The organism is Algibacter sp. R77976 (assembly GCF_044594645.1).
Taxonomy (GTDB): Bacteria; Bacteroidota; Bacteroidia; order Flavobacteriales; family Flavobacteriaceae; genus Algibacter_B.
This window is the reverse complement of sequence record NZ_CP138989.1, coordinates 2,432,408-2,454,859: the sequence shown is the minus strand read 5'-3', so window position 1 is coordinate 2,454,859 and position 22,452 is coordinate 2,432,408. Positions and strand designations below refer to the sequence as shown.

At 32.6% G+C, this 22,452-nt stretch carries 17 protein-coding genes; 7 read left to right on the top strand and 10 right to left on the bottom strand.

Going from position 1 to position 22,452, the window contains the following annotated elements:
* Positions 1 to 81: 81 nt before the first annotated feature.
* From SJY43_RS10470 to SJY43_RS10455, 4 genes are all read left to right on the top strand, one after another.
* Positions 82 to 819, top strand: coding sequence for a (Fe-S)-binding protein (locus tag SJY43_RS10470; RefSeq protein WP_396600688.1), 738 nt, complete (start codon positions 82 to 84; stop codon positions 817 to 819).
* Positions 820 to 821: 2 nt separating this feature from the next.
* Positions 822 to 2,189: a lactate utilization protein B gene (locus SJY43_RS10465; protein ID WP_396600687.1), complete on the top strand. Its 1,368-nt coding sequence runs from the start codon at positions 822 to 824 to the stop codon at positions 2,187 to 2,189.
* Positions 2,155 to 2,760, top strand: coding sequence for a lactate utilization protein C (locus SJY43_RS10460; protein WP_396600686.1), 606 nt, complete (start codon positions 2,155 to 2,157; stop codon positions 2,758 to 2,760). Before SJY43_RS10465 ends, SJY43_RS10460 begins: the two co-directional genes overlap by 35 nt.
* A gap of 85 nt (positions 2,761 to 2,845) precedes the next feature.
* Entirely contained in the window at positions 2,846 to 3,622 is a 777-nt protein-coding gene (locus SJY43_RS10455) for a dienelactone hydrolase family protein (RefSeq protein ID WP_396600685.1), read from the top strand.
* A gap of 90 nt (positions 3,623 to 3,712) precedes the next feature.
* Here the strand turns inward: SJY43_RS10455 and aldA are convergent, their stop codons facing one another.
* The 6 genes from aldA to SJY43_RS10425 all read right to left on the bottom strand — a co-directional run bounded on the left by aldA (position 3,713) and on the right by SJY43_RS10425 (position 12,582).
* Positions 3,713 to 5,152, bottom strand: a complete 1,440-nt coding sequence (aldA, locus tag SJY43_RS10450; RefSeq protein ID WP_396600684.1) for an aldehyde dehydrogenase — start codon at positions 5,150 to 5,152, stop codon at positions 3,713 to 3,715.
* 42 nt (positions 5,153 to 5,194) lie between these two features.
* Positions 5,195 to 6,340, bottom strand: a complete 1,146-nt coding sequence (locus SJY43_RS10445) for an alpha-hydroxy-acid oxidizing protein (RefSeq protein WP_396600683.1) — start codon at positions 6,338 to 6,340, stop codon at positions 5,195 to 5,197.
* A gap of 4 nt (positions 6,341 to 6,344) precedes the next feature.
* A complete protein-coding gene (locus tag SJY43_RS10440; protein WP_396600682.1) occupies positions 6,345 to 7,634 on the bottom strand; it encodes a class II aldolase/adducin family protein in 1,290 nt (429 codons plus the stop codon).
* Between the two features lie 82 nt (positions 7,635 to 7,716).
* Positions 7,717 to 9,093: an FGGY-family carbohydrate kinase gene (locus SJY43_RS10435; RefSeq protein ID WP_396600681.1), complete on the bottom strand. Its 1,377-nt coding sequence runs from the start codon at positions 9,091 to 9,093 to the stop codon at positions 7,717 to 7,719.
* Between the two features lie 10 nt (positions 9,094 to 9,103).
* Positions 9,104 to 10,384, bottom strand: coding sequence for a sugar isomerase (locus SJY43_RS10430; protein ID WP_396600680.1), 1,281 nt, complete (start codon positions 10,382 to 10,384; stop codon positions 9,104 to 9,106).
* Between the two features lie 92 nt (positions 10,385 to 10,476).
* Positions 10,477 to 12,582 (bottom strand): bifunctional aldolase/short-chain dehydrogenase, encoded by a 2,106-nt coding sequence (locus SJY43_RS10425; protein WP_396600679.1) that lies wholly within the window; start codon positions 12,580 to 12,582, stop codon positions 10,477 to 10,479.
* Between the two features lie 324 nt (positions 12,583 to 12,906).
* Between SJY43_RS10425 and fbp the strand changes: the two genes are divergently transcribed.
* Complete coding sequence (fbp, locus tag SJY43_RS10420) at positions 12,907 to 13,920, top strand: class 1 fructose-bisphosphatase (RefSeq protein ID WP_396600678.1); 1,014 nt, start codon at positions 12,907 to 12,909, stop codon at positions 13,918 to 13,920.
* A 91-nt stretch (positions 13,921 to 14,011) separates the two neighbouring features.
* Here the strand turns inward: fbp and SJY43_RS10415 are convergent, their stop codons facing one another.
* Positions 14,012 to 14,974 carry an AraC family transcriptional regulator gene (locus SJY43_RS10415; RefSeq protein WP_396600677.1) on the bottom strand — a complete coding sequence of 321 codons (963 nt, stop codon included), beginning with the start codon at positions 14,972 to 14,974 and terminating at the stop codon, positions 14,012 to 14,014.
* A 247-nt stretch (positions 14,975 to 15,221) separates the two neighbouring features.
* On the opposite strand from SJY43_RS10415, the gene SJY43_RS10410 reads away from it, so the two are divergent.
* Together SJY43_RS10410 and SJY43_RS10405 are read left to right on the top strand one after the other, a co-directional pair.
* Positions 15,222 to 16,265 carry a GntR family transcriptional regulator gene (locus SJY43_RS10410; protein WP_396600676.1) on the top strand — a complete coding sequence of 348 codons (1,044 nt, stop codon included), beginning with the start codon at positions 15,222 to 15,224 and terminating at the stop codon, positions 16,263 to 16,265.
* 47 nt (positions 16,266 to 16,312) lie between these two features.
* On the top strand, positions 16,313 to 17,362 hold the full coding sequence (locus tag SJY43_RS10405) for a GntR family transcriptional regulator (RefSeq protein ID WP_396600675.1): 1,050 nt from the start codon (positions 16,313 to 16,315) through the stop codon (positions 17,360 to 17,362).
* A gap of 25 nt (positions 17,363 to 17,387) precedes the next feature.
* On the opposite strand, the gene SJY43_RS10400 is transcribed toward SJY43_RS10405, so the two are convergent.
* From SJY43_RS10400 to SJY43_RS10390, 3 genes are read right to left on the bottom strand one after another with little or no spacing between them, the layout of a single operon-like run.
* The gene (locus tag SJY43_RS10400; RefSeq protein WP_396600674.1) at positions 17,388 to 19,880 is read right to left on the bottom strand and encodes a heparinase II/III family protein; all 2,493 of its coding nucleotides are present in this window, start codon (positions 19,878 to 19,880) and stop codon (positions 17,388 to 17,390) included.
* Between the two features lie 12 nt (positions 19,881 to 19,892).
* Positions 19,893 to 20,969 (bottom strand): alkaline phosphatase family protein, encoded by a 1,077-nt coding sequence (locus tag SJY43_RS10395; RefSeq protein ID WP_396600673.1) that lies wholly within the window; start codon positions 20,967 to 20,969, stop codon positions 19,893 to 19,895.
* 20 nt (positions 20,970 to 20,989) lie between these two features.
* Positions 20,990 to 22,441 carry a sulfatase gene (locus SJY43_RS10390; RefSeq protein ID WP_396600672.1) on the bottom strand — a complete coding sequence of 484 codons (1,452 nt, stop codon included), beginning with the start codon at positions 22,439 to 22,441 and terminating at the stop codon, positions 20,990 to 20,992.
* Positions 22,442 to 22,452 lie beyond the last annotated feature (11 nt).

Sequence of the window (22,452 nt, the reverse complement as noted above, 5' to 3'; positions counted from 1 at the left end):
TAGAAAAAATTAAATTTATATCTTTCATTTATCATTAAACAAAATTTATAATTTTAACACAAATTGAGTAAAACCAAAACAATGAAAGTAGGTTTATTTATACCCTGTTATATCAATCAACTATATCCTCAAGTTGGGATAGCTACATTAGAATTATTAGAAAAATTAGGTGTAGATGTATACTACCCTCAAGGTCAAACTTGCTGCGGACAACCATTAGGCAATTCTGGTTACGAAGACGATGCAAAAGGCATTTGTCAAGTATTTGTGGAAAATTTTAAAGCCTATGATTACATTGTAGGCCCATCGGGTAGTTGTATATATCATGTAAAACATCATTTTGATATTATAGAACAAACACCAGAGGTAAAAAGGGTAAGAAACAACGCTTACGAACTATGTGAATTCATTGTAAAAGTTTTAGGTAAAACTGAATTAGGGGCAACATTTCCGCATAAAGTAGGCCTGCATAAAAGCTGCCATGGTCTAAGAGGATTAAAATTAGGTTCTTGTTCTGAAGTTATGGGAGAACATTATTCAACTGAAGAATCCTTATTAAATAATGTTAAAGGACTAGAACTTATGCCACTAAATAGAAAAGATGAATGCTGCGGTTTTGGAGGCACTTTTGCTGTTTTTGAAGAGGCTATTTCTACTAAAATGGGGAAAGATCGTGTTCAGGATCATTTAGATAGTGATGTTGAAGTTTTAACTGGTGCAGATCATTCTTGTTTGATGCATTTAGAAGGTTTAGTAAACAGAAATAAACAACCATTAAAAGTAATGCATATTGCTGAAATTTTAAACAACAGTATTTAATTATGGGTCACGCAAAAAAAGCTGAAATATTCAACAAAGATGAGGCTAAGGTTAACTGGCATGACAAAGCGTTATGGTATGTGAGGGAGAAAAGAGATGCTTCTGCTCATAAAGTTCAAGGTTGGGAATATTTAAGAGAACTTGGCTCTGCTATTAAAGCCAATGTGTTATCAAATTTAGATCAATACCTAATTGAATTTGAAACAAATGCCCAAAAGAATGGTATTCATGTACATTGGGCATCAAACGCAGAAGATCATAATAATATTGTTAATTCCATTCTCGAGAAACATGATGCTAAGAAAGTTGTAAAAAGCAAATCCATGCTTACTGAAGAATGTCACTTAAATCCATTCTTAGAAAAAATAGGTATAGAAGTTATAGATACAGATTTAGGCGAACGCATTGTGCAATTGGCAGAAGAGCCACCAAGCCATATTGTACTTCCTGCCATTCATAAAACAAAAGAAGAAGTTGATGTTTTGTTTCAAGAAAATTTAGGCACTAAACCCAGCCAAGGAAATCCTGAATACCTAGTTAGCGAAGCTCGAAAACACTTAAGAGATAAATTCTTAAAGGCAGATGTTGCTATTACAGGTGTTAATTTTGCTGTTGCAAATACCGGAGGTGTTGTAGTATGCACTAACGAAGGTAATGCCGATATGGGAGTGCATTTAGCAAAGGCTCATATTGCTTGTATGGGTATTGAAAAAATTATACCACAAGAAAAACATTTAGGAATATTTCTAAGGTTATTAGCCAGAAGTGCAACGGGACAACCAATAACGACCTATTCTTCACATTTTAATAAACCAGACGATGGTAAAGAAATGCATATTATTATAGTTGATAATGGTAGAACGGAACAACTAAGTCGAGAAGATTTTAGAGCATCTTTGCATTGTATTAGATGTGGTGCTTGTATGAATACATGTCCAATATACAGAAGAAGCGGTGGCCATAGTTATGATTATACAATACCTGGACCAATAGGCTCTATATTATCTCCCGGAAAGGATATGAAAAAACATAGTTCATTACCTTTTGCTTCTACTCTTTGTGGATCGTGCTCGAATGTTTGCCCGGTAAAAATTAATATTCACGAACAACTTTATAAATGGCGACAAATTATTGTAAAAGAACAAAAGCAGCCTATTGTTAAAAAATCTGTTTTAAAAATTGCTGGAGTCGTTTTATCTAAACCAAAATTATACGGTTTTGCTGGAAAATCGGCACGATTTGTATTAAAACATGCACCGAGATTTATGATTTATAATAAATTAAATGCTTGGGGAAAAGCTAGAGATTTACCAGAGGTGAAAAATGATAATTTTGATGAATGGTTTAAAAAAAGAAATAAAAATGGGTAGAGAAGCTATTTTAAAATCAATAAAAAACAATAAGCCAGAAGCACTTCCATTACCAGAAATTAATGAAGATGCCTTTGCTGAAAACATTGACCTATTAGACACTTTTAAGAATAATATTGCTTTAGTTGGCGGCACAGTTAAAGAGGTTGACAGTAAGCAAATAGATAATGAGATAAGCTCAAGTTATTCGAAAGCTAAAAATATAGTTTCTGTTACAACTAAATCTACTTTAGGTACAGTTCCAATTTCTAAGGAAACAGATCCTCATAGCCTTGAGGATATCGATCTTGCTATAGTTGAAGGAGAATTAGGAGTTTCGGAAAATGGTGCAATATGGGTTACGGCCAATAATAGTTTGGTACGAGCACTACCTTTTATTACAAACGATTTAGTTATTATTTTAAAAAAAGAAAACATTTGCCTGCATATGTTGGAAGCCTATGATATAATAGCAGAAAGAAATAGAGATTTTGGTGTTTTTATATCGGGGCCTTCAAAAACAGCAGATATTGAGCAATGCCTGGTGGTTGGTGCGCATGGAGCTATGAGCTTAATGGTTCTATTGGTATAAACCTTTGACAAAGCAATCTTAATATCATATCTTTACAAACACTAAATCATCATGAATACTAAACATGAATTTAAACTTTTAAATAATGACAAAACTAGCTTTCAGCATTTTTACTTTTCTTTTATTGACTAGTTTTCAACAAACTCCTAGAATTGAAAAGACACTAAGTAATATTAACGATACTTTCAAAAACATGGAAGTAACGCTTTTAAATTGGCCTGAAGACTTACAACCAAAATTGGGGAAATTAAAAAAGACTGCTTTTATGGCTTTCCCTAAAAAGGAAACTAAAGATAAATTACCGCTTCTAATAACATTACATGGCGGCGGAGGAAAGGCATGGAGCATTGAAGAGCAGCTTAAGCGTTCTTCGAAAGTAAAAGGTCTCTCTCTCGCTGAGTTAGCAGGTAAAGATTTAATATTGTTAGAGCCAAATTCTTCTGAAAAATGGGATCCTACTACACTAAATACCATGTTAGATTATATACTTGATACCTATACACAAATAGACCATAATCGCATTTATGTAATGGGGCACAGTATGGGAGGGCGAGGCTCTTGGGATTGGATACAGGAATCTCCAGAACGATTTGCCGCTGCAGCTCCAGGAGGTTTTAGTGGTGTTTCAGAACATGATGATTTTGTTAAACTTGCTAATTTTCCTGTATTTGGAATGGTTGGTGGTGAAGATGGTAAAAATGTGGCATCTGTAAAAAAAATGACCGACCTTTTAAAAGCTGCTGGTAATAAAAATGTAAAGTATATTGCTTTTACTGGTGCTAATCATCCACAAGGAAACAAAAAACTATTTAGTCATGTTGAATGTGTTGATTGGATGCTAAATTTTTCATCTAAAAACTAAACCTTAGTTCTATTAAATATTGAAAAACAAAAAGCTCAGCTAAAACTTGATTTTAGCTGAGCTTTTTTATGAGTGAAACATAACCAACTTCTAGTAATATTTAGCGTAAACCACTTTTGTATGTAAATACTCTTCCATACCGTGCTTACCATCAGCTCCTCCTACACCAGATTTTTTCCATCCAGCATGAAAACCTTGAATGGCTTCAAAATGTTCTCTATTCACATAAGTTTCACCAAAATGTAAACCATTAGTCGCTTTCATGATATTATTGAAGTTTTCTGAGAATATTGATGATGTTAAACCAAATTCTGTATCATTAGACATTGCAATAGCCTCATCTAAGGTATTAAACTTCATTACTGGTAATACAGGACCAAAAACCTCTTCTTGAATAATTTGACTGTCTTGACTACAACCTGTTATTACAGTTGGCTCGTAAAAATAACCTCTATCAAATCTGTCTGGTTTTCCACCTCCAACAAGCACTTCCGCACCTTCTTTCTTGGCAAATTCAACCATTTCTGTAATTTTATCTAATTGATCTTTTGATACCAAGCTACTCATGTCAGCATTGGTACCTGTTAGAGCATCTTCAATTGTAACTTCGCTCATCTTTTTAGTCAACTTGTCAACAAACTCGTCATAAATACTATCTTCAACATATACACGTTCTGCACAGTTACAAACTTGACCACTAAATATAACTTTTGAAGACACTACAGAATTAATTGCCAAATCCATATTAGCATCTGCACAAACAATCGCAGGTGCTTTCCCTCCTAATTCTAACGATACTTTTGTAATATTTTCAGCTGCTGCAGTAATTACTTTTTGTCCTGCACCAACACTACCTGTTAAACTAATAATACCTGTTATAGGACTTTTTGATAATGCATTACCAACAGTTCTACCAGCTCCACAAACAAAGTTTAAAACACCTCGCGGTAAATCTATTTTTTGAATAAAATCTACAAACTCCATTATAGTATTTGGCGCTTCAGAACTTGGCTTTATTACACAGGTATTTCCGGTAATTAAAGATGCTGCAACTTTACGTGCCATAACAAAAAACGGGAAATTCCAAGGGCAAATACCAACAGCAACTCCAATTGGCACTTTGTGTAAATAAATATGTTCTTTTTCACGATCACTTTGAATAATCTCTCCTTCAATTCTTCGTGCCCAACCTGCATTATAATCAAAATAATCTGCAGTTACATCAATTTCAACTTGTGCTAAACCAATAACTTTAGCTTGTTCTTTAGACAAAGTTTCTGCCAAAAACACACGGTTTTCTCTAATAACATCAGCCATTTTATGTAAAAATGCCGCTCTTTGTATTGCCGGCAAAGCCTCCCATGCTGGTTGTGCTGCTTGTGCTGCTTCTAAGGCATTGTTAGCATCTTCTACAGTTCCTGTAGAAATAGTACTAATAATTTCTTCTGTACAAGGGTTCAATATCTCAATAACCGATGTGGCTTTAGAGTCTACAAATTCTCCATTAATAAATTGTTTGTAATGCTTCATAATAGTTTTTTTTAATTCTTTTAATTAATAATACTTAACAGATTAAACTAAATGATTAGGAAAATCACTAGTGTTTTCGCAACACAATTGCTCCATTACTTGTTGCAATTCTGTTTTTAATAATGATATGGTATGATTACCTCCTTTTTTACCAAGTGCAGATACGCCATACATAAAAGAGCGACCCATAAATGTAAATTTAGCTCCACTAGCCATAGCCCTTGCTACATCTGGACCTGAACGCACACCACTATCCATCATAACTTCAATTTGATCACCATATTTTTCGGCAATTGTAGATAAAGGCTTAATCGTAGATTGTCCAGCATCTAATTGACGCCCACCGTGGTTTGAAACTATAATACCATCAAGCCCTAATTTAATAGCTAGTTCTGCATCATATTCAGAAGCGACTCCTTTTAAAACCAACTTCCCCTTCCACATGTCTCGAATTGGTTTAATCTTTTCTTCATTTAATCTTCCTGAGAAGGTTTGGTCCATGAATTTCCCTAATTGCTTTAAATCTAAATTTTTAGGCATATAAGGTAATAAATTGGCGAAATTAGGAATGCCATGTTTTAGGGTTTGTAAACTCCAATGCGGTCTCCCAAAGGCTTGTAAAATATTACTTAAATTCATTTTTGGAGGCATAGCTAAACCATTTCTAATATCTCTTGGTCTAAATCCAAAACTTGGCACATCACATAAAATCACTAAAACTGGACATTCTGCAGCAGCTGCTCTATTTATTATATCGTCTCTTAACTTATTTTCTGTAGGATGATATAATTGAAACCAGGCTTTACCTTCTGTTAATTCTGCCGCACGTTCTATACTTGTTGTGGTTACTGTACTTAATACAAAAGGAATATTATGATTAAAAGCTGCCTTTGCTAAAATCTCAGGCGAGTTTGGCCACATTAACCCTTGTAAACCTACTGGTGCAATACCAAAAGGCGCATCATATTCAATACCAAAAAGATTGGTTTTTAAAGATGACCCATGATGCTTCCTTAAATAATTTGGTTTAAGTTGTACTTCGCGCAATTCAGATGTATTTCTTATTAAATTTACATCTTCATTACACCCTCCATCTAAATATTCAAAAGCAAACTTTGGTATTTTTTTTTGAGCTTTCGCTCTTAAATCATCTATTGATGGATATCGCGTATCGAAACTTATTGCCATATTTTTATGTTAAAAACTTTTTCCTTAAATCTTCAACTTGCTCATCATTTATTGGTACCATCTCACCAAGTGAATGGCCTAAAACAATTGATTTTGCACTAAACTCGGCTACCTCTAAATAATCAAACGTTTGTAATAACTTATCGCCTGTTATAATTACTGAATCATTTTCTATAATTAATGCTGTTGGGCAATTATCAACGATTTCAGAATTATTATTTTTTCTAAAATGATTACCGTATTCAACAAAGTTTATGTCTTGTAAAAATATCCAACTCTCAGGTATGGTTCTTACGTTAAGATATTCTCCTGTAACCCCAAAAGCCATTAAATAAGGTGATTGCGTCATAATAATAGAGTTAACATCTGGGTTTCTATTATAAATTTCTTGATGAATCCAAGCGGCTCTACTTGGAGTTTTTCCTGCTTCTCGTTTACCATCTTTTATTTGAACGATATCATCTAAATCGATATCCCATCTGTTTTTACCTGTAGGTGTAATAAGAAAATCGTTATCATTCCAACGCATAGATACAGTACCATAAGAACTTATCATTAAACCTTGTTGGCAAGAACGTTGTATAATTTTGCAAATCTCTAATCGCTTTTCAACCTCATCTGATGAATACGTTGTAACTTCCATTTCTGGTAAAACTCCGGTTGTTTGTGCTTCAAACTCATCTATCTGATTGTCAGAAAGATATTTTGGAGTTCCAATTTGCGAACCATAAAGAATGGTACTTGCACAAAATTCTAATGCTTCAAAACGCTCATATGCATCTGTTAAATCACTTCCACCCAAAACAGTACCATGATTTTCCATAATGATGGCCTTATATCCTTTTTTAAATTCATCTGCAATAACATCTCCTAAATCGTCGCTACCTGGTAACCTATACTTCGCATATCCTATTGGCCCACAAACATGTTTTGCTTGAGAAATGATGTTTGTATTCGGAATTTGACGCACGATACTAAATGAAACCAATGCTGGAGGATGTGCATGTATAACCGACTTAATATCTGGTCTTGCCTCATATATTGCTTTGTGAAATGGAAACTCAGATGATGGTTTATGTTTACCTATAATAGTTCCATCTTTTTTTACACATATAATATCAGAAGCTCTTAAAGAACCTTTATCTATGGCAGATGGTGTTACCCATATATTTCCCTCATCATCAATAATTGAAATATTTCCACCAGAAGTCGTGGTCATACCTCTTTTATAAATTCTACTAATTATTTCTGTAATTTGATCTCTAGGATGAACTAATTTTATGTTTTTTGACATTTTAAATATATTTTATTTTTTCAATAAATTAACTTTAATAAAAGCTGTTCTTCTTATGTTGTTATTTTTTTTTAGATAAACATTAACCGCTAATTATAAATGGTACATGCTTTTTAAGTGCATAGTTTTTTTTCAAAAACTTAGAATTAAGCTTGGTATCTGAAATAGAAATTGCTGCTCCTAAGGCAGAACCTAATGAGGCATTTGTGGTTCTTAGTTTTTTATCTCTAAAATTATGTGATAACAATTTTATAAATAAGTCATTATCACTAAAACCACCATCTACGTATAAACCGGAAATAGTATCATCTCCTATGGCTTTTCTAATACATTTTATTTGAAGCAAAACCAATTCGTTCATTAATTGATGATAAGCATGCTCATACTTATTATAATTAAATTCTGTTTCTTCGGGCATATTCTCGTCCGTTAAACCTTCCCATTTAAAACAATACTTAAAGTCTTTCTGGATTTCTAAATACACATCATAATCGAACTTTACTGTACGATGAAAATCCTCATCAACACCAAATTTTTTGTTCAATTTTTCTACTTGAACCTTGTACTCATTTCCTAAAAACAATCGGGATGCCTTTACCGGTTTGCCATTAATACGCATGTAATTAATAACATCACTATCATTTACTTCTGTCGAAATTGGTTTCTCAGTAAAAGGATTAAATGTAATACTCCATGTTCCTGTAGATATAAGGACAAACTTTTTCTTTATACTACGTACATAAGGCAATAAAGCCGCGGAACTATCATGAATACCTACACCAATTTTAATACGGTTACCATTGTAATTCATATTAATGCTTGTTTCTGTTGAAACAATTGGTGGTAATACTTTATCAATTTCTTCTTCGTAAACCCAACTATGATAATCTTTTTTACTGTAATCCCAAAGTGCTGTATGGCATCCTATACTGGTATATTCACTTAAAGGAATGCCTGTAAAAACATGACTTAGGTATTGCGGTAAGTGCAAAGAATATTTAATTTTTTTAAAAACCTCTGGTTTTGATTGCTTTAGCCAATACAATTGTAATCCAGAATTAAGCATACTTAAATCTGCACATCCTGTAGTTTTTAAAAACTCTTCTTTTGGCCCATACTTTTCAAAAAAAGAAGTAATTATCTCTTCAGGTAAAGGTTTGGTATAATTATATAGCGGTGTTAATGGTTTTCCATTACGGTCTATATGAACAAAACTTGCACCATATGTTGAAAAATTAATGGCTTTAACATTAAATTCCTTTTTCTCTAAAATACGATCAAAAACTTTTTTTAACCATTTTTTTAATTCTGGAAGATTTTCTGTAGGGTGTCCATCTTCATCTAATATTTCTTCAAACGAAATATATTCTTTATGAACTTCTTTAAAGTCTTTGTCAAAAAGAAAAAACTTTTTATTAGTTTTTCCTATGTCGAAAACAGCGGTTACTTTTTGTTTCATACTTTACAGATTAAAGCCCTGTAGCTACAGTATTTTTACCTCTCTCCTTTATTAAGCTATTTCTAACATCTAATGAGCGATAAGCTTGTATTGGACTTAATGCTCCTCCTCTTCCTAAACGTGCTCTTTCTAATAATGGTCTTACATCTGTTCTATAAGCACCTTGCAATATTTCTTGACATTTTACAACATCGTTATCTATTTGCGCTGCTCTTAACGCTGCTTGATCAATTAGTAACGCTTTAGCATAAGCCTCTTGAATAGCTTCTAAAGACTGAATTAAATCTTCTAACGGGTCTTTAACATTGTGGCTAGCATCAATCATCCAAGCTAAATCTGGGTTTTGTGGATTGTTTGCCATTCCATAAACCAATTCGTTAAAAATTAAAAATAATGCATAAGGCTTTATACTTCCTACAGTTAAATCATCGTCACCATATTTACTATCATTAAAATGAAATCCACCTAGTTTACCTTTTAATTGTAAAATTGAAACAATTTGCTCAATATTACTATTTGGTAAATGATGACCTAAATCAACTAATGTATATGCTTTATCTCCGCATCCATTGGCTAACATTAATGAAGCTCCCCAATCTTGTATAACCGTACTATAAAAATTTGGTTCGTAAGGTTTGTATTCAACAAGCATTTTCCAGTCGTCTGGTAAGCCTTTATAAATATCAATTAAGCTGTCTTGTGTATTTTGAAATGCCGTTTGAAAGTTATTTTGACCTGGAAAGCAAGACCCATCTGCTAACCATACTGTTAAAGCTTTTGAACCTAATTTATCACCAATTTTAATAACATCTAAATTATGTTGTATCGCTTGCTCTCTAACGGCTTGACTTGTATTACTTAAAGAACCATATTTATAAGTTTCTTTGGCATTTTTTTGATCTTGAAACGTATTAGAGTTTACAGCATCAAATTTAATATCTAAAGCATCTGCCTTTTCTTTAATCGCATTATAGTCAGAAGGGATATCCCAAGGAATATGCAAGGATACTGCACCAGCGGTTTGTGTTAAACTGTGTAACACGCCAACATCTTCTATTTTTTGCTCAAGACTTGAAGGCTCTCCAAAAAAAGAAAAGCGCCCGAATCGAGTGCCTCCAGCGCCTAAAGCCCAACTAGGTATTGCTACCTGAAAATCGGCCAATCTGGATATAATGCCTTGAACATCATGCCCGTTTTTACTTAATTTACTAGATAAAAAATCAAAACTATCGTTATGAGTTTCTAACGATGCTTTATTAAAATCTAAAATGTGTTCTTCTTTTATTTTCATGATTTAAAATTCTAAATAAGAAAAGGAAACTTCCATAAACCATATTATTTATATGGAAGTTTTACTTTTCTAAAACTAAACTAAACTTTTATTTATCTTACAAAGGCATTTGCCATGCCTCCGTCTACATTTATTATATTTCCTGTTGATTTATCAAGAATACCCACCAAAGAAAACACACCGTTTGCAATATCTTCGGGTCTGATAATTTCATTTAATAGATTTCTTTTTGCATAAAATGCTGGTAACTCTTCTACCGTAATATTGTTTGCTTTGGCTCTTCCTTCGGCCCAAGCGCCTTCCCATATTTTACTACCAACAATAACCCCATCTGGATTTACTGTATTAACTCTCACCTTATCTTTCGCTAATTCCGCAGCTAACAACCTAACCATGTGCTGTTGCGCTGCTTTAGCGGTTCCATAGGCTACATTATTTGGACCTGCAACTAATCCGTTTTTACTTGCGATGGCAATATAATCGCCTCCAAGACCTTGTTTACGAACAATAAGTGCAAATTGTTTTGCCAAATCAAATTGGCCTTTTACCAATATATTTTGTAGAATATTCCAATCCTTATCAGTTGTTTCTGTTAATGGTTTAGAAATTGCTAATCCAGCACTATGTACTATCATATCTACTCCTCCAAACTCTATAATTGCTTTTTTATAAGCACTTTCTATAGATGTCGTATTTGTAACATCACAAACGGCATAAGTAGAAACATCTCTTGCATAAGTTGCATTAGCCTCTACAAGCGCTTCTTCATTAATATCTGTTAGCACCACATTAGCTCCTTCTGCTGCCAATTTATCGGCAATAGCTTTACCTATTCCTCCTCCAGCACCAGTAACTAAAGCCACTTTTCTGGATAATGGCTTTTCTTTTGGCATACGCTGTAATTTTGCTTCTTCTAATAACCAATATTCAATATCAAAAGCCTCTTGTCTTGGTAAGGATGTGTAAGACGTAATTGCTTCTGCACCACGCATTACATTGATAGCATTTATGTAAAACTCGCTTGCAACTCGTGTTGTTTGTTTATTTTTAGCAAAACTAAACATACCTACACCCGGATAGATAATAATTACCGGATTTGCGTCACGTATTGCTGGACTATTATCCTTTTTGCAGGTATTATAATAATCTATATATTCTTGCCTGTAAGCTTCAAATGCTGGCTCTAATTTCTTTAAAATACCCTCTGCATCAGATAGATCTTCGTTCTTATCTAATTCTAATACTAATGGTTGAATTTTTGTTCTTAAGAAGTGATCGGGACAAGACGTTCCCATTGGGGCTAATCTTTCCAAATCATTACTATTTATATATTCCATGACAACGTCTGTGTCTGAAAAATGACCAATCATTCTGTTTTCAGAGGAACACAACCCTCTTAATAAAGGCATTATTTGAGACGCTTTTTCTAAACGCTCATCTTTTGGTAAGCTCTCTATTTTTTGCCCTCCAAAAACTTCACCTTGCTCTTTTAATTTTTTTTCAATGTATTCAGATGCCATTTCAATAACCTCCAAACTATTCATATAACACTCGTAAGATGTATCTCCCCAGGTAAACAAACCGTGACTTCCTAAAACAATACCACGAATTCCTGGATTATCTGCCAGACATTTTTCTAACTGCAACCCTAAATCGAACCCTGGACGCTGCCAAGGCACCCATCCCATAGTATCTCCCCAAATTTCTTTGGTTACTTGCTCACTATCTTTAGCAGCTGCAACCGCAATAAGCGCATCTGGATGTAAGTGGTCTATATGAGCAAATGGTAACAAACCATGCAAAGGTGTATCAATAGACGGTGCTTTACTATCTAAATCATAAATACAATGATTAAAAAGCCCTACCATTCTATCTTCATCGTCTAACCCTTTATAAACAGTTTTTAAGTCTCTTAACCTTTTGGTGTAAAGTCCAGCGATGCCAGATCTAGTTAAAGTTCCTATATCTCCTCCAGAACCTTTTACCCACATTACTTCAACTTTTTCATTTGTTAAAGGATCTGTTTCTATAGTCTTGCAACTTGTATTACCTCCTCCATAATTGGTAATTCTTAAATCTGCTCCAAGAATATTAGACCGGTATAAAAATAAGTCTACTTGATTATCGCCTAAGCTATCAGCCTTTTTATCGTCCCAAAGGTAATCTACATATTTAAAAGTTTTAGTGATGTTTTCCATATTTAAAGTTGAAATAAAAATTATTTTACCCAAAAATATATTAGTGTCTAATCATTTCTATCCTGTACTATACTGCAAAACTCTATTTTAACCAGAAAAACGTAAATTTTAAATAAAAAAAACTCAAACAAACTTTCTTCCCATTAAACTTTTAAGTGTTTTTTATTAATAGAATATAAAATAAAAAAACTGCATTTTTTTTATTATCATAATATATGATCACAGGACAGTACAGGATTATATACCTATCTACTAACTTTATTTTTGTACTACTTATTAAAAAATGTAACAAGCTGTTATAAAACATTTTAGCCTAGCATACCCATGAATAAAAACTATATTACACTCGGAGAATTTATTATTAGCAATCAACAGGATTTTAAATATTCATCAGGAGAGCTTTCGAAATTAATAAACTCCATTAGGCTAGCTGCGAAAATTGTAAACCATGAGGTAAACAAAGCGGGATTAGTAGATATTGTTGGTGCTGCAGGAGAAACTAATATTCAAGGTGAAGATCAACAAAAATTAGATGTTTATGCAAACGATGTATTCAAATCTGCTCTAATTAAACGGGAAATTGTTTGTGGTATTACTAGTGAAGAAGAGGATGATTTTATTACAGTTGAAGGGAAATATAATGCCCATGACAATAAATATGTTGTTTTAATAGACCCTTTAGATGGCTCTTCAAACATAGACGTTAATGTGTCAGTTGGCACTATTTTCTCTATTTACCGAAGAACTACACCACAAGGAATGCCTGTTAAAAAAGAAGACTTTTTACAAAAAGGAAGCGAACAAGTGGCTGCTGGTTATATTGTTTTCGGAACATCAACTATGCTTGTTTATACAACAGGTAATGGGGTAAACGGATTTACTCTTAATCCTGCAATTGGAAGTTTTTATCTTTCTCACCCAAACATGACGTTTCCTGAACGGGGCTCTATTTTTTCAATAAATCAAGGAAATTACGCCCATTTTCCAAAAGGCGTGAAAGACTACATAAAATACTGTCAAGAAGAAAAAGAAGATAGACCATATGCTTATAGATACATTGGCTCTATGGTTTCAGATTTCCATAGAAACATGATAAAAGGTGGTATTTATATTTACCCGACAAACTCTAAAGCCCCAAAAGGTAAATTACGTTTATTATATGAATGTAATCCAATGGCTTTTTTAACTGAGCAAGCTGGAGGCAAGGCAACCGATGGATATACAAGAATACTAGATATTCAACCAACAGAATTACACGAAAGAGCTCCTATCTTCTGCGGTAGTTTAAAAATGGTTGAAAAAGCAGAAGCATTTATGCAAAAATATAAAGAAAACTGATAGGATACTGGTTTAACAATAATGACCCTTAACCAAAAGACTCATAATCAAGGGATTAATAATTTGATAAAAAATCTTATTTTACTAAAAGTTAAATATTATTATCTCTCAAATTGGAGGAATTTATAAGGCCCTTATTTAACTTGAACGCTTTAGTTGAATATCCTGTTTTTTTCTTAAATAATCTACAAAAGTAATGCTCGGAATTAAATCCCGTTAGAAATGCTATCTCTTTTGCCCTTAAATCTGTATTACTAATAAGGTATTTAGCCTTTTCAATTTTTAAAAGAATGTAATATTGCATGGGTGCGAGTCCGGTTTGGTATTTAAAATCGGAACGGAATTTGGAATAACTTATACCATTAGAATTGCAAAACAGTTCTAAATCAAATGTCTTATCTATTCTTTTTTGCATGACATATTTGGCCTTAGAAATAATTGAATTATCTACTTCTGCAGAACTCTTTCTATTTTGAATATTGTGAATTTCCGCCACTAATTGCATGCAAATGCTAGAAGCTGCTTTTTGATATCCGTAGGGTTCATCTATCATCAACTGAAATATTGATGTAAACAAATTCATTACTAGCATTTTGGAACAATTAGGAATTACAGGGTTACTTTTTTGAAAAAAATAATCTTTCATAATAATATCTGCAATCTTTCCATGAAACCCCACCCATATCTCTGTCCAACCAGTATTTAACATAGGCTTATATCTATGCCACTCACCAGGAAAAATAATAAAACCATCTCCTCGATTTAATTTTATATCACCAGAAGATTCACTCTCAAAAGTACCTGCTCCTTGTGTAATAAGCACTATTTGATATTCATTCAAAATTCTTCCTCTATCCCAGGAAAACATATGCGAAATTGGGTGCCCCTTAGTTGGATAATCTGAATTTGGTGGTACGCTTGAATGTCCAACATCACTAATCATCATTCCCCATTTATGATCCATCTCTGAATGGACAAAATATTTATTAAATTCTGACCTTAACACATTATCAATTTGTGCAATTTTTTTATCAATACCTGTATTTTTTGCCATTAAAATATATTGTTTATTACAATTTCAAATATAATGCATGATATCAAAAAGTGCAAGATAAGTTTTCGCTTTACGAGTACTAGCTCTCTTATCCTATAAATAACAGTTAATACGCTATTTAAAATTAACCAATTAATAACTAAAATCCACATTTAAAATAAGATTAATTATAGTAAAACAACAAGCCAAAAACTGTAAAAGGTTTTAAACTAAAACTAACCGACTAATTACGAACTAAATAAACAAAATGGAAATTTTACAAGACATAAACATACACTCAAGCTCAAGTATTCCTAAATATAAGCAAGTTGTGAATTCCATAATTCAAAATATCTTAAAAGGCAATCTGCAAGTTGATCAAAAAATACCTTCAATTAATCTTTTAAGTGAAGAGTTTTATCTTTCTAGGGATACCGTTGAGAAAGCCTATAAAATTTTAAAAGAAAAACAAATAATCACCTCTATTAGAGGAAAGGGCTATTACATCAATAAAACAAAATTAGATACAGGAACCAGGGTGTTATTTATTACAAACAAATTATGTAATTATAAACTACCTATCTATAATTCTATGGTAAATTCCTTAGGAAAATCCTGTCAGGTAGATTTGCGAATTTACCATTGTGAAGAAAGCTTATTTTTAAACATTCTTGAACAAAATGTCAAGGATTATGATTATTATGTTATCATTCCTCATTTTAAAACAAACATTAACAAACATATTAATTGTACTGATCGAGTTCTTGAAGCGATAAAAAAGCTTCCACAACAAAAAACGATTTTAATCGATAATAAAATAAGTAATATCGAGGGTGTCTCTGAAATATATCAAGATTTCGAGAATGATATTTATAATGCTTTAAAAAATGGTAAAGAGAAAATCGATAAATACAAAAAAATATTTTTAATTTATCCTAATAACATCGTTTATCCTTATCCAAGAAGGATTTTACACGGTTTTAGAAAATTTTGTGTTGAACATAAATTGGATTTTGAAATTTTAGAGAAAGTTTATGATGATATGATTTTAAAAAAAGGTGATTTATTTATTACCATTGAGGAAGTAGATTTAGTAAATTTGACAAAACAAGTTAAGCAAGATGAATTTAAGTTAGGAACTGATATAGGTATTATATCATATAACGACACTCCTTTAAAGGAACTTTTAGGTATTACAGTTATAACAACTGATTTTGAGACAATGGGAAAAACCGCAGCTGAAACTATTTTGAATAATAAAATAAACAATTTAAAAGTGCCTTTTAATTTTATTGATAGACGTTCAGCATAAAAATTGTTTAATTTATTTTAAAAAATAATTATATTTTAATATTAGAAATGGATTTAATAAAACACATAAAAATTGATGAAAATTCAAGGGTTCCAAAATATCAACAAATTATTGATTCCATAATCCATAATATATCTGTAGGTAATCTAACCATGGATCAAAAAATACCTTCCATTAACATGTTTAGTGAGGAATTTTATCTATCAAGAGATACCATTGAAAAAGCATATAGTATTTTAAAAGAACGCAATATAATTACTCCTATTCGCGGTAAAGGGTATTATATATCTCGCACTAAATTAATATCAAAAGTAAATATTCTATTTTTGGTCAATAAAATAAGTAACTATAAAAGTGAAATTTATAATCATTTTATAGCTAGTATAGGTGCTAATTCTCATATAGATTTACAAGTTTATCATTGCGACGAGACATTATTTTTAAACCTAATAGAAAAAAATAAATCGGCATATGATTATTATGTTATTATGCCTCACTTTAAAACTGAAGATTTAAAGCATATTAGCTACCCTAATAAAGTATTAAGTGCTTTAAAAAAAATTCCGTTAGATAAACTGATTATTTTAGATAATGTTAAACCTAACATTTTAGATGGGGCATTAGGAAAAATTCATCAAGATTTTGAAAACGATATTTACGATGCTTTAAGTCAAGGTTTAAACCGCATAAAAAAGTATAAAAAAATTATTTTGGTTTTTCCAGAAAAATCAATTTATCCATATCCAAAAAGAATTCTGCATGGATTCAGGAAGTTTTGTGTTAAACATAAACTAGATTTTGAAATATTAGATAAAATCTATGACGATATGGTTTTAAAAAAAGGTGATTTATTTATTACCATAAGGGAAACAGATTTAGTAAATTTAGTTAAGCAGGTAAGAGAAAACGAATATTTATTAGGAACTGATATTGGAATTATATCTTATAATGACACACCGTTAAAAGAACTTTTGGGCATTACCGTTATATCTACCGATTTTAAGGTTATGGGTGAAACTGCAGCAAAAACAATAATAGACAAAAAAAAATGCAAGTTAAAAGTTCCTTCTAACCTTATTGAAAGAGAATCTTTGTAATTACTAATTAATTTTAATACTAAATCTATTTAGTGAATTCTTTATAAAAATTATGATTTTTTTTAGTGTCTATATCTTCATCTTGAAAGAGAAGTTTTTCTCCTTCACCAATATAAATGCTTTTTAAAGTCTCCTTTTCATCTAAAGTAATTACTGCAAATGAGCCTTTAAAATATATATCTAATGTTTTACTCTGAAAAACCTCGTCTTTCGATTGCGTAATAACATATTGTACCAAAGTTTCAGAAGTTATTTTACTAGTAACCTTCAAACCTTTGTATAGGCCATCTTGCTCAATTTTTGAAACCGATTGTATCGATGGTTTTTCATTTTCATTAAACGGTTCGTAAACTACCACAAAGGGGTTTTTCCATGCTTCGCCTTTATTTCTAATGACTAAAGTTGGAGTTCGCTTTTTATTATAAGGATCTGGAGACTCAAAAGTGATTGGTGCCTTTACTTTAGTGAAGGTTCTGTTTTTAAAACTAGGTATGTGTAATTGCATAAAAACAGCACCATTAGATAATTTTTTAGTATAAAATGTAGCTTTCACATCTTTATCATACATTTTCGATGTTTGAACTTCCTTGAAAAAATGCCAACCCGGATTTCTATACTGTTTATTACGTTTCCATACGTCCTTGGCATTAGCCATATATCTATTAGGTGTCTTTGCAAAACCCATGTCCATGTTTTCAAAAACTAGCTTATCCCCTATGTTATGATATAAATAATCGTGATACTCGTTTGGTAATTTAGATTTTGACCGAAACACATCTACATAATACCCTGTGGTTGGTGATGTTCTCACTAAAGCCAATGTACGTTCTTGGGTAGCTTCTGCCTTATCTCCTCTATCATCTTCAAAACTGGTTTGACTAAACGAATGATAGGGAGACACACCTTCTTTACCAACTTCAGGTTCCATAGCAACTAGCTGTACGCTATTTGTCCCTAAATTAACCCAACCGCCTTCGCCTTGAGAACTTCCGTTTACAATAACCGTATTGTGCGCTGCAAAAATTCTAGAGTAGTTTTCATGAAGATCCACCCCGTAACGATTTCTACCATTATCCACACCTAAAACTTGCCCTTCGCCATACAACTCTATATTCATCCCTCCTGCGTGCCCATGCACCATTTGTGCTCCTCCAACAAAACACATTAAACCATCTTTTGGGTTATTTGTAATGCTTAAATTACGTTGTAAAACAATGCCTGCATGATAGACTCTATCGGTTCTTGATAGCTCAATAGTTTCAGAATTTTTATCAAAACTATCATCATACCAAAACAAAGCCTCTGTTCCTTGTCGTTTATATTCCCCCTTGCGGATTGCTCTATTAATCAATGGTGAAAATTTTTCTTGCAATGCCATTAAACCATCCATTTTAGCTAAAGCATAAGCATTGTCGTAAGCTTCATATGGCGCATGCGCAGACCTATGCCCATCGCCCCAGCGTACAATTTCATTATTAGGATATACAAAATAGTCTAACCGTGGTAGAGCATGTAAAACATTTGGATATTTTTCTCCCAATTTCAACGACGGGTCGTATTTATTAACCACTAGCATCAATCTTGCTAGAATGGATGTGGTGTGATTTAAATACTGAGAGGTTTCTGGCCAAATATCACCTTTATTTTTATAGTTTTTAACCATAATGTTTAGCGCATCTTGATTATCTGTACTTTCTGTTAAAAAATAAGACAACCATTTTTCTCTTTCTGCTTCATCATCCATCGCCAAGGCATTAAATAACAAACTAGGCGCTTCCAAAGCACAATGATTGGAACCTGTTTGCCCGTAATTTACCGTAATATTTGCATAGGCTTTAAACACTTTTTGCGCTTCTTTAAAAGGAAATACAACTTTTTTATTTTGAATGATATCAAAAGACTTTCCTTCTTTTTTAAGATAAGGGTGAATAAAATCATAAATTAACGGCAGTCGATAACCAATTACACGTACTTCACGAAAGCCATCATACGGAAATAACCAACCGCCTCTACCATGCCAGTCAGAAACCTCAGATTGCTGTACAGATTTTAAAAATGAATATAGAATGGTGCTTGCTACGTAGGCATATTTTTCATCTTCGGTTAGATAATACATCTGACCACAATCTAGAGCAACTTGCAAATCTGTTATTAAAAGTTCTGCAGGTTGCCATTCTTCGTCTGTGGCATTATCTAGATTTTCTTGAACGCCATTGGCTACATGTCTTGTTTTAAAAAAAGGTGGAAAATTACTATTGCTTTTTTCTGACCAATTAAAGGGTAGTCGCTTAATATAATCCGTTGGATTTTTATAAAATTGTTTAACCTGAGCATCTGTCTTTAATTTTAAGTTGTCGTAAATGTCTTTAGCCCAAGCTTGTGTATCAATTTTCTCTAGGATTCGATTGCGCTCGCTAGATTTTACTAAAATAAATGGTCGTTGCTTTTGTTGGCCGTGTATTTCATTCGGTGAAAAAACTATAAAGAGTAACCCAAACCATACTAATATTTGTTTCATGCCTTAAGATGATTAATTATTGATAAAATCTAGCATTCCCGTTCTGTAATGTAAATAATCATTTGGAGGAGAGCCTGCATTTTTATCAAGGTAGGTTTTTATCCATTTCGGATGTTCCAGAGTATCAGGATTCCCTTCAAAAATATTATCTAGAAAAACTCCAGTAGTTTTTAAGTTTTTAAGACTCTCTACGTTTTTAGTATATCCTTTTAGTGTTGGTAAACCCATAAAATGATTAGTCATTAATGCCACATCAGGGGATTCAGCATAAGGAATGGTTGCACCTTTTTTTATGCCTAATCCATAAAAATTCATATAAATCTGCCATGAGGATAATTGCTCAGAAAGGTGATTACTTTTTTTCAAAATTCCCATACCATGATCGGCAGAAATAATAAAAAATGAATTTTCCCACAACCCCTCTTTTTTTAAAAAATCTACTAATCTTCCTAGTTGCTCGTCAGCATTTAAAATGGCTTTAATATATTTAGAATCTGGATTGGTTTTTCCTTCTGGTCCTTTCCAAAAACTTCTGATCTCTTGCAAATGTAGACGCACTAATCTGGCACCATTTTCTTTGATATGTTTGATACCTAAATCTACAACCTTTTGGTCTGGCATAATTTCGGCATAGTAAATATCTGGTGTTTTAAAAACATCATATAAAGTATGACCGCCTACATAAACCGATTTAATCCCTTTTCTTCTTGCAGATAGAAAAATATCATCTAATTCTTGCGTTTCAAATACATGAGTTCCTGTATGCATGCCAATATTAGGTGGAGATGCACCACCCCATGGCTCACTCCCATCTGGTAATTTAACTCTGCCTACGGGACTATTCGAATAGGCCTCTTCTACCACAACTCCTTGTTTTGCAAAATATTTTAAGTGTTCCGCACCGGCAGCAATAGCTGTTTCTACCGCGTCTTTCATCAAGCCATCTATAATAAATTGTACAACTATGGGTTGTTTATCTTTTGAAATTTCAGACTGCTGTACAGTCATTTGTTTATCCTGCTTTTGTTGCTTACAATTAGTAAGCATTAAAGCCGCAAAGACTAAAGTGCATATGGCTTTTAATTGCATAATTTATTAAACATTTTTTGTTATGGTTTTGTCTTTTCAGGTTTGTCATTAATAAGAAAATCGCTTCCCCATTTTTCTCTTAATTCTAAAGCAAGTGCTTTTACTTTTTCTTGATACTCGGGTTTTTCGGCCAAATTATCTAGCTCTAAAGGGTCGGTTTTATGGTCAAATAACATACGAGCGTATGCAATACCATCGTCTTTAGTCCATTCCGTATAAAATAAATCGCCTTTTATTAAAGTTACTGCGTCTTTAAATTTACTAACAGCCCAATCTTTTTCTAATTGCTGCCCTTCTATAAGTGGTACAAAACTTTTACCAGCAACTGTGTTAGGCATTGCTACACCTGTTAACTCTGCTAATGTTGGATATATATCTATATATTCGGTAATAGACTCTGTTTTCTCTCCTTTAGTCTTTCCTGGAACTTTAATTATTAATGGAGCTCTTAGTGCTGTTTCAAAAGTGGTATGCTTACACCATAATTTATGGTCTCCTAAATTCCATCCATGGTCTCCCCATAAAACTACAATAGTATCATCATCAAGCTCTAATCGTTTCAATTCATCCAAAACTAATCCAATTTGAGCATCTACATAACTTACACAAGCATAATATCCATGAATAAGTTCTTTTGCTAAATCATCAGAAATTTTTCCCTTTCTAGGAATGTTTCCATAATTACGTAATTCCCCAAAATTATTAAACGCCTGTTTTGGTGTGGTTTCTGGCTGCACATAACTTTCAGGAAGCAAAATTTTATTTCTATCATATAAATCCCAATACTTTTTTGGCGCATTAAATGGCAAATGAGGTTTCATAAAACCTAATGCCAGAAAAAAGGGGTGATTTTTATCTTTTAACTTTCTTAAATCGGTTATCCCTTTTTGAGCTATTTTCCCATCGAAATACGCTGTGTCATTAACCTCTGCCATTTCAAAAGCACTAGCACCTCCCATAGCCAAATTAGCTTCTCCATTTTCTTTTATATTTTTCTTTAATTGATAATTTCGAATATTCCCCTTTGGAAACCACCTTCTATCCCAAGCTAGACTATCGTCATCATTATGATGATAAATCTTTCCGTTAGAAATAGTTGTATAACCGTTTTGTCTTAATAATTTTGGCAAAGAAATAGCATGTGGCACATCTGTATCTGCTCTAGTTTTATAATCTACAAATCGATGTCTTGTAGGTCTTGTTCCTGTAAGTAAACTTGCTCTTGAAGCACCACAAACAGGAACGTTACAGTACGCCTTATTGAACACTAAACTTTCGCCTGCTAAATTATCAAGGTTTGGCGAAAGAATATGGTTAGCGCCATAAAAATTTAGTTCTGGACGTAAATCGTCAACTGCAATAAACAAGATGTTCATTGGCTTATTTTTATCAACTATAACCTCCTCTTTTTTTTCATTTTTACATGACATAAAAAAGAAACTAATTACTATAAACTTTACAAGAAATTTCATATTCAAATTCA

Coding starts and splice junctions, on each gene's coding strand:
- fbp (WP_396600678.1), top strand. CDS start 12,907: ATGAATAAAAACTATATTACACTCGGAGAATTTATTATTAGCAATCAA.
- SJY43_RS10425 (WP_396600679.1), bottom strand. CDS start 12,582: ATGGAAAACATCACTAAAACTTTTAAATATGTAGATTACCTTTGGGAC.
- SJY43_RS10395 (WP_396600673.1), bottom strand. CDS start 20,969: ATGCAATTAAAAGCCATATGCACTTTAGTCTTTGCGGCTTTAATGCTT.
- SJY43_RS10435 (WP_396600681.1), bottom strand. CDS start 9,093: ATGAAACAAAAAGTAACCGCTGTTTTCGACATAGGAAAAACTAATAAA.
- SJY43_RS10470 (WP_396600688.1), top strand. CDS start 82: ATGAAAGTAGGTTTATTTATACCCTGTTATATCAATCAACTATATCCT.
- aldA (WP_396600684.1), bottom strand. CDS start 5,152: ATGAAGCATTACAAACAATTTATTAATGGAGAATTTGTAGACTCTAAA.
- SJY43_RS10390 (WP_396600672.1), bottom strand. CDS start 22,441: ATGAAATTTCTTGTAAAGTTTATAGTAATTAGTTTCTTTTTTATGTCA.
- SJY43_RS10405 (WP_396600675.1), top strand. CDS start 16,313: ATGGATTTAATAAAACACATAAAAATTGATGAAAATTCAAGGGTTCCA.
- SJY43_RS10415 (WP_396600677.1), bottom strand. CDS start 14,974: ATGGCAAAAAATACAGGTATTGATAAAAAAATTGCACAAATTGATAAT.
- SJY43_RS10400 (WP_396600674.1), bottom strand. CDS start 19,880: ATGAAACAAATATTAGTATGGTTTGGGTTACTCTTTATAGTTTTTTCA.
- SJY43_RS10430 (WP_396600680.1), bottom strand. CDS start 10,384: ATGAAAATAAAAGAAGAACACATTTTAGATTTTAATAAAGCATCGTTA.
- SJY43_RS10445 (WP_396600683.1), bottom strand. CDS start 6,340: ATGGCAATAAGTTTCGATACGCGATATCCATCAATAGATGATTTAAGA.
- SJY43_RS10455 (WP_396600685.1), top strand. CDS start 2,846: ATGACAAAACTAGCTTTCAGCATTTTTACTTTTCTTTTATTGACTAGT.
- SJY43_RS10460 (WP_396600686.1), top strand. CDS start 2,155: ATGAATGGTTTAAAAAAAGAAATAAAAATGGGTAGAGAAGCTATTTTA.
- SJY43_RS10465 (WP_396600687.1), top strand. CDS start 822: ATGGGTCACGCAAAAAAAGCTGAAATATTCAACAAAGATGAGGCTAAG.
- SJY43_RS10440 (WP_396600682.1), bottom strand. CDS start 7,634: ATGTCAAAAAACATAAAATTAGTTCATCCTAGAGATCAAATTACAGAA.
- SJY43_RS10410 (WP_396600676.1), top strand. CDS start 15,222: ATGGAAATTTTACAAGACATAAACATACACTCAAGCTCAAGTATTCCT.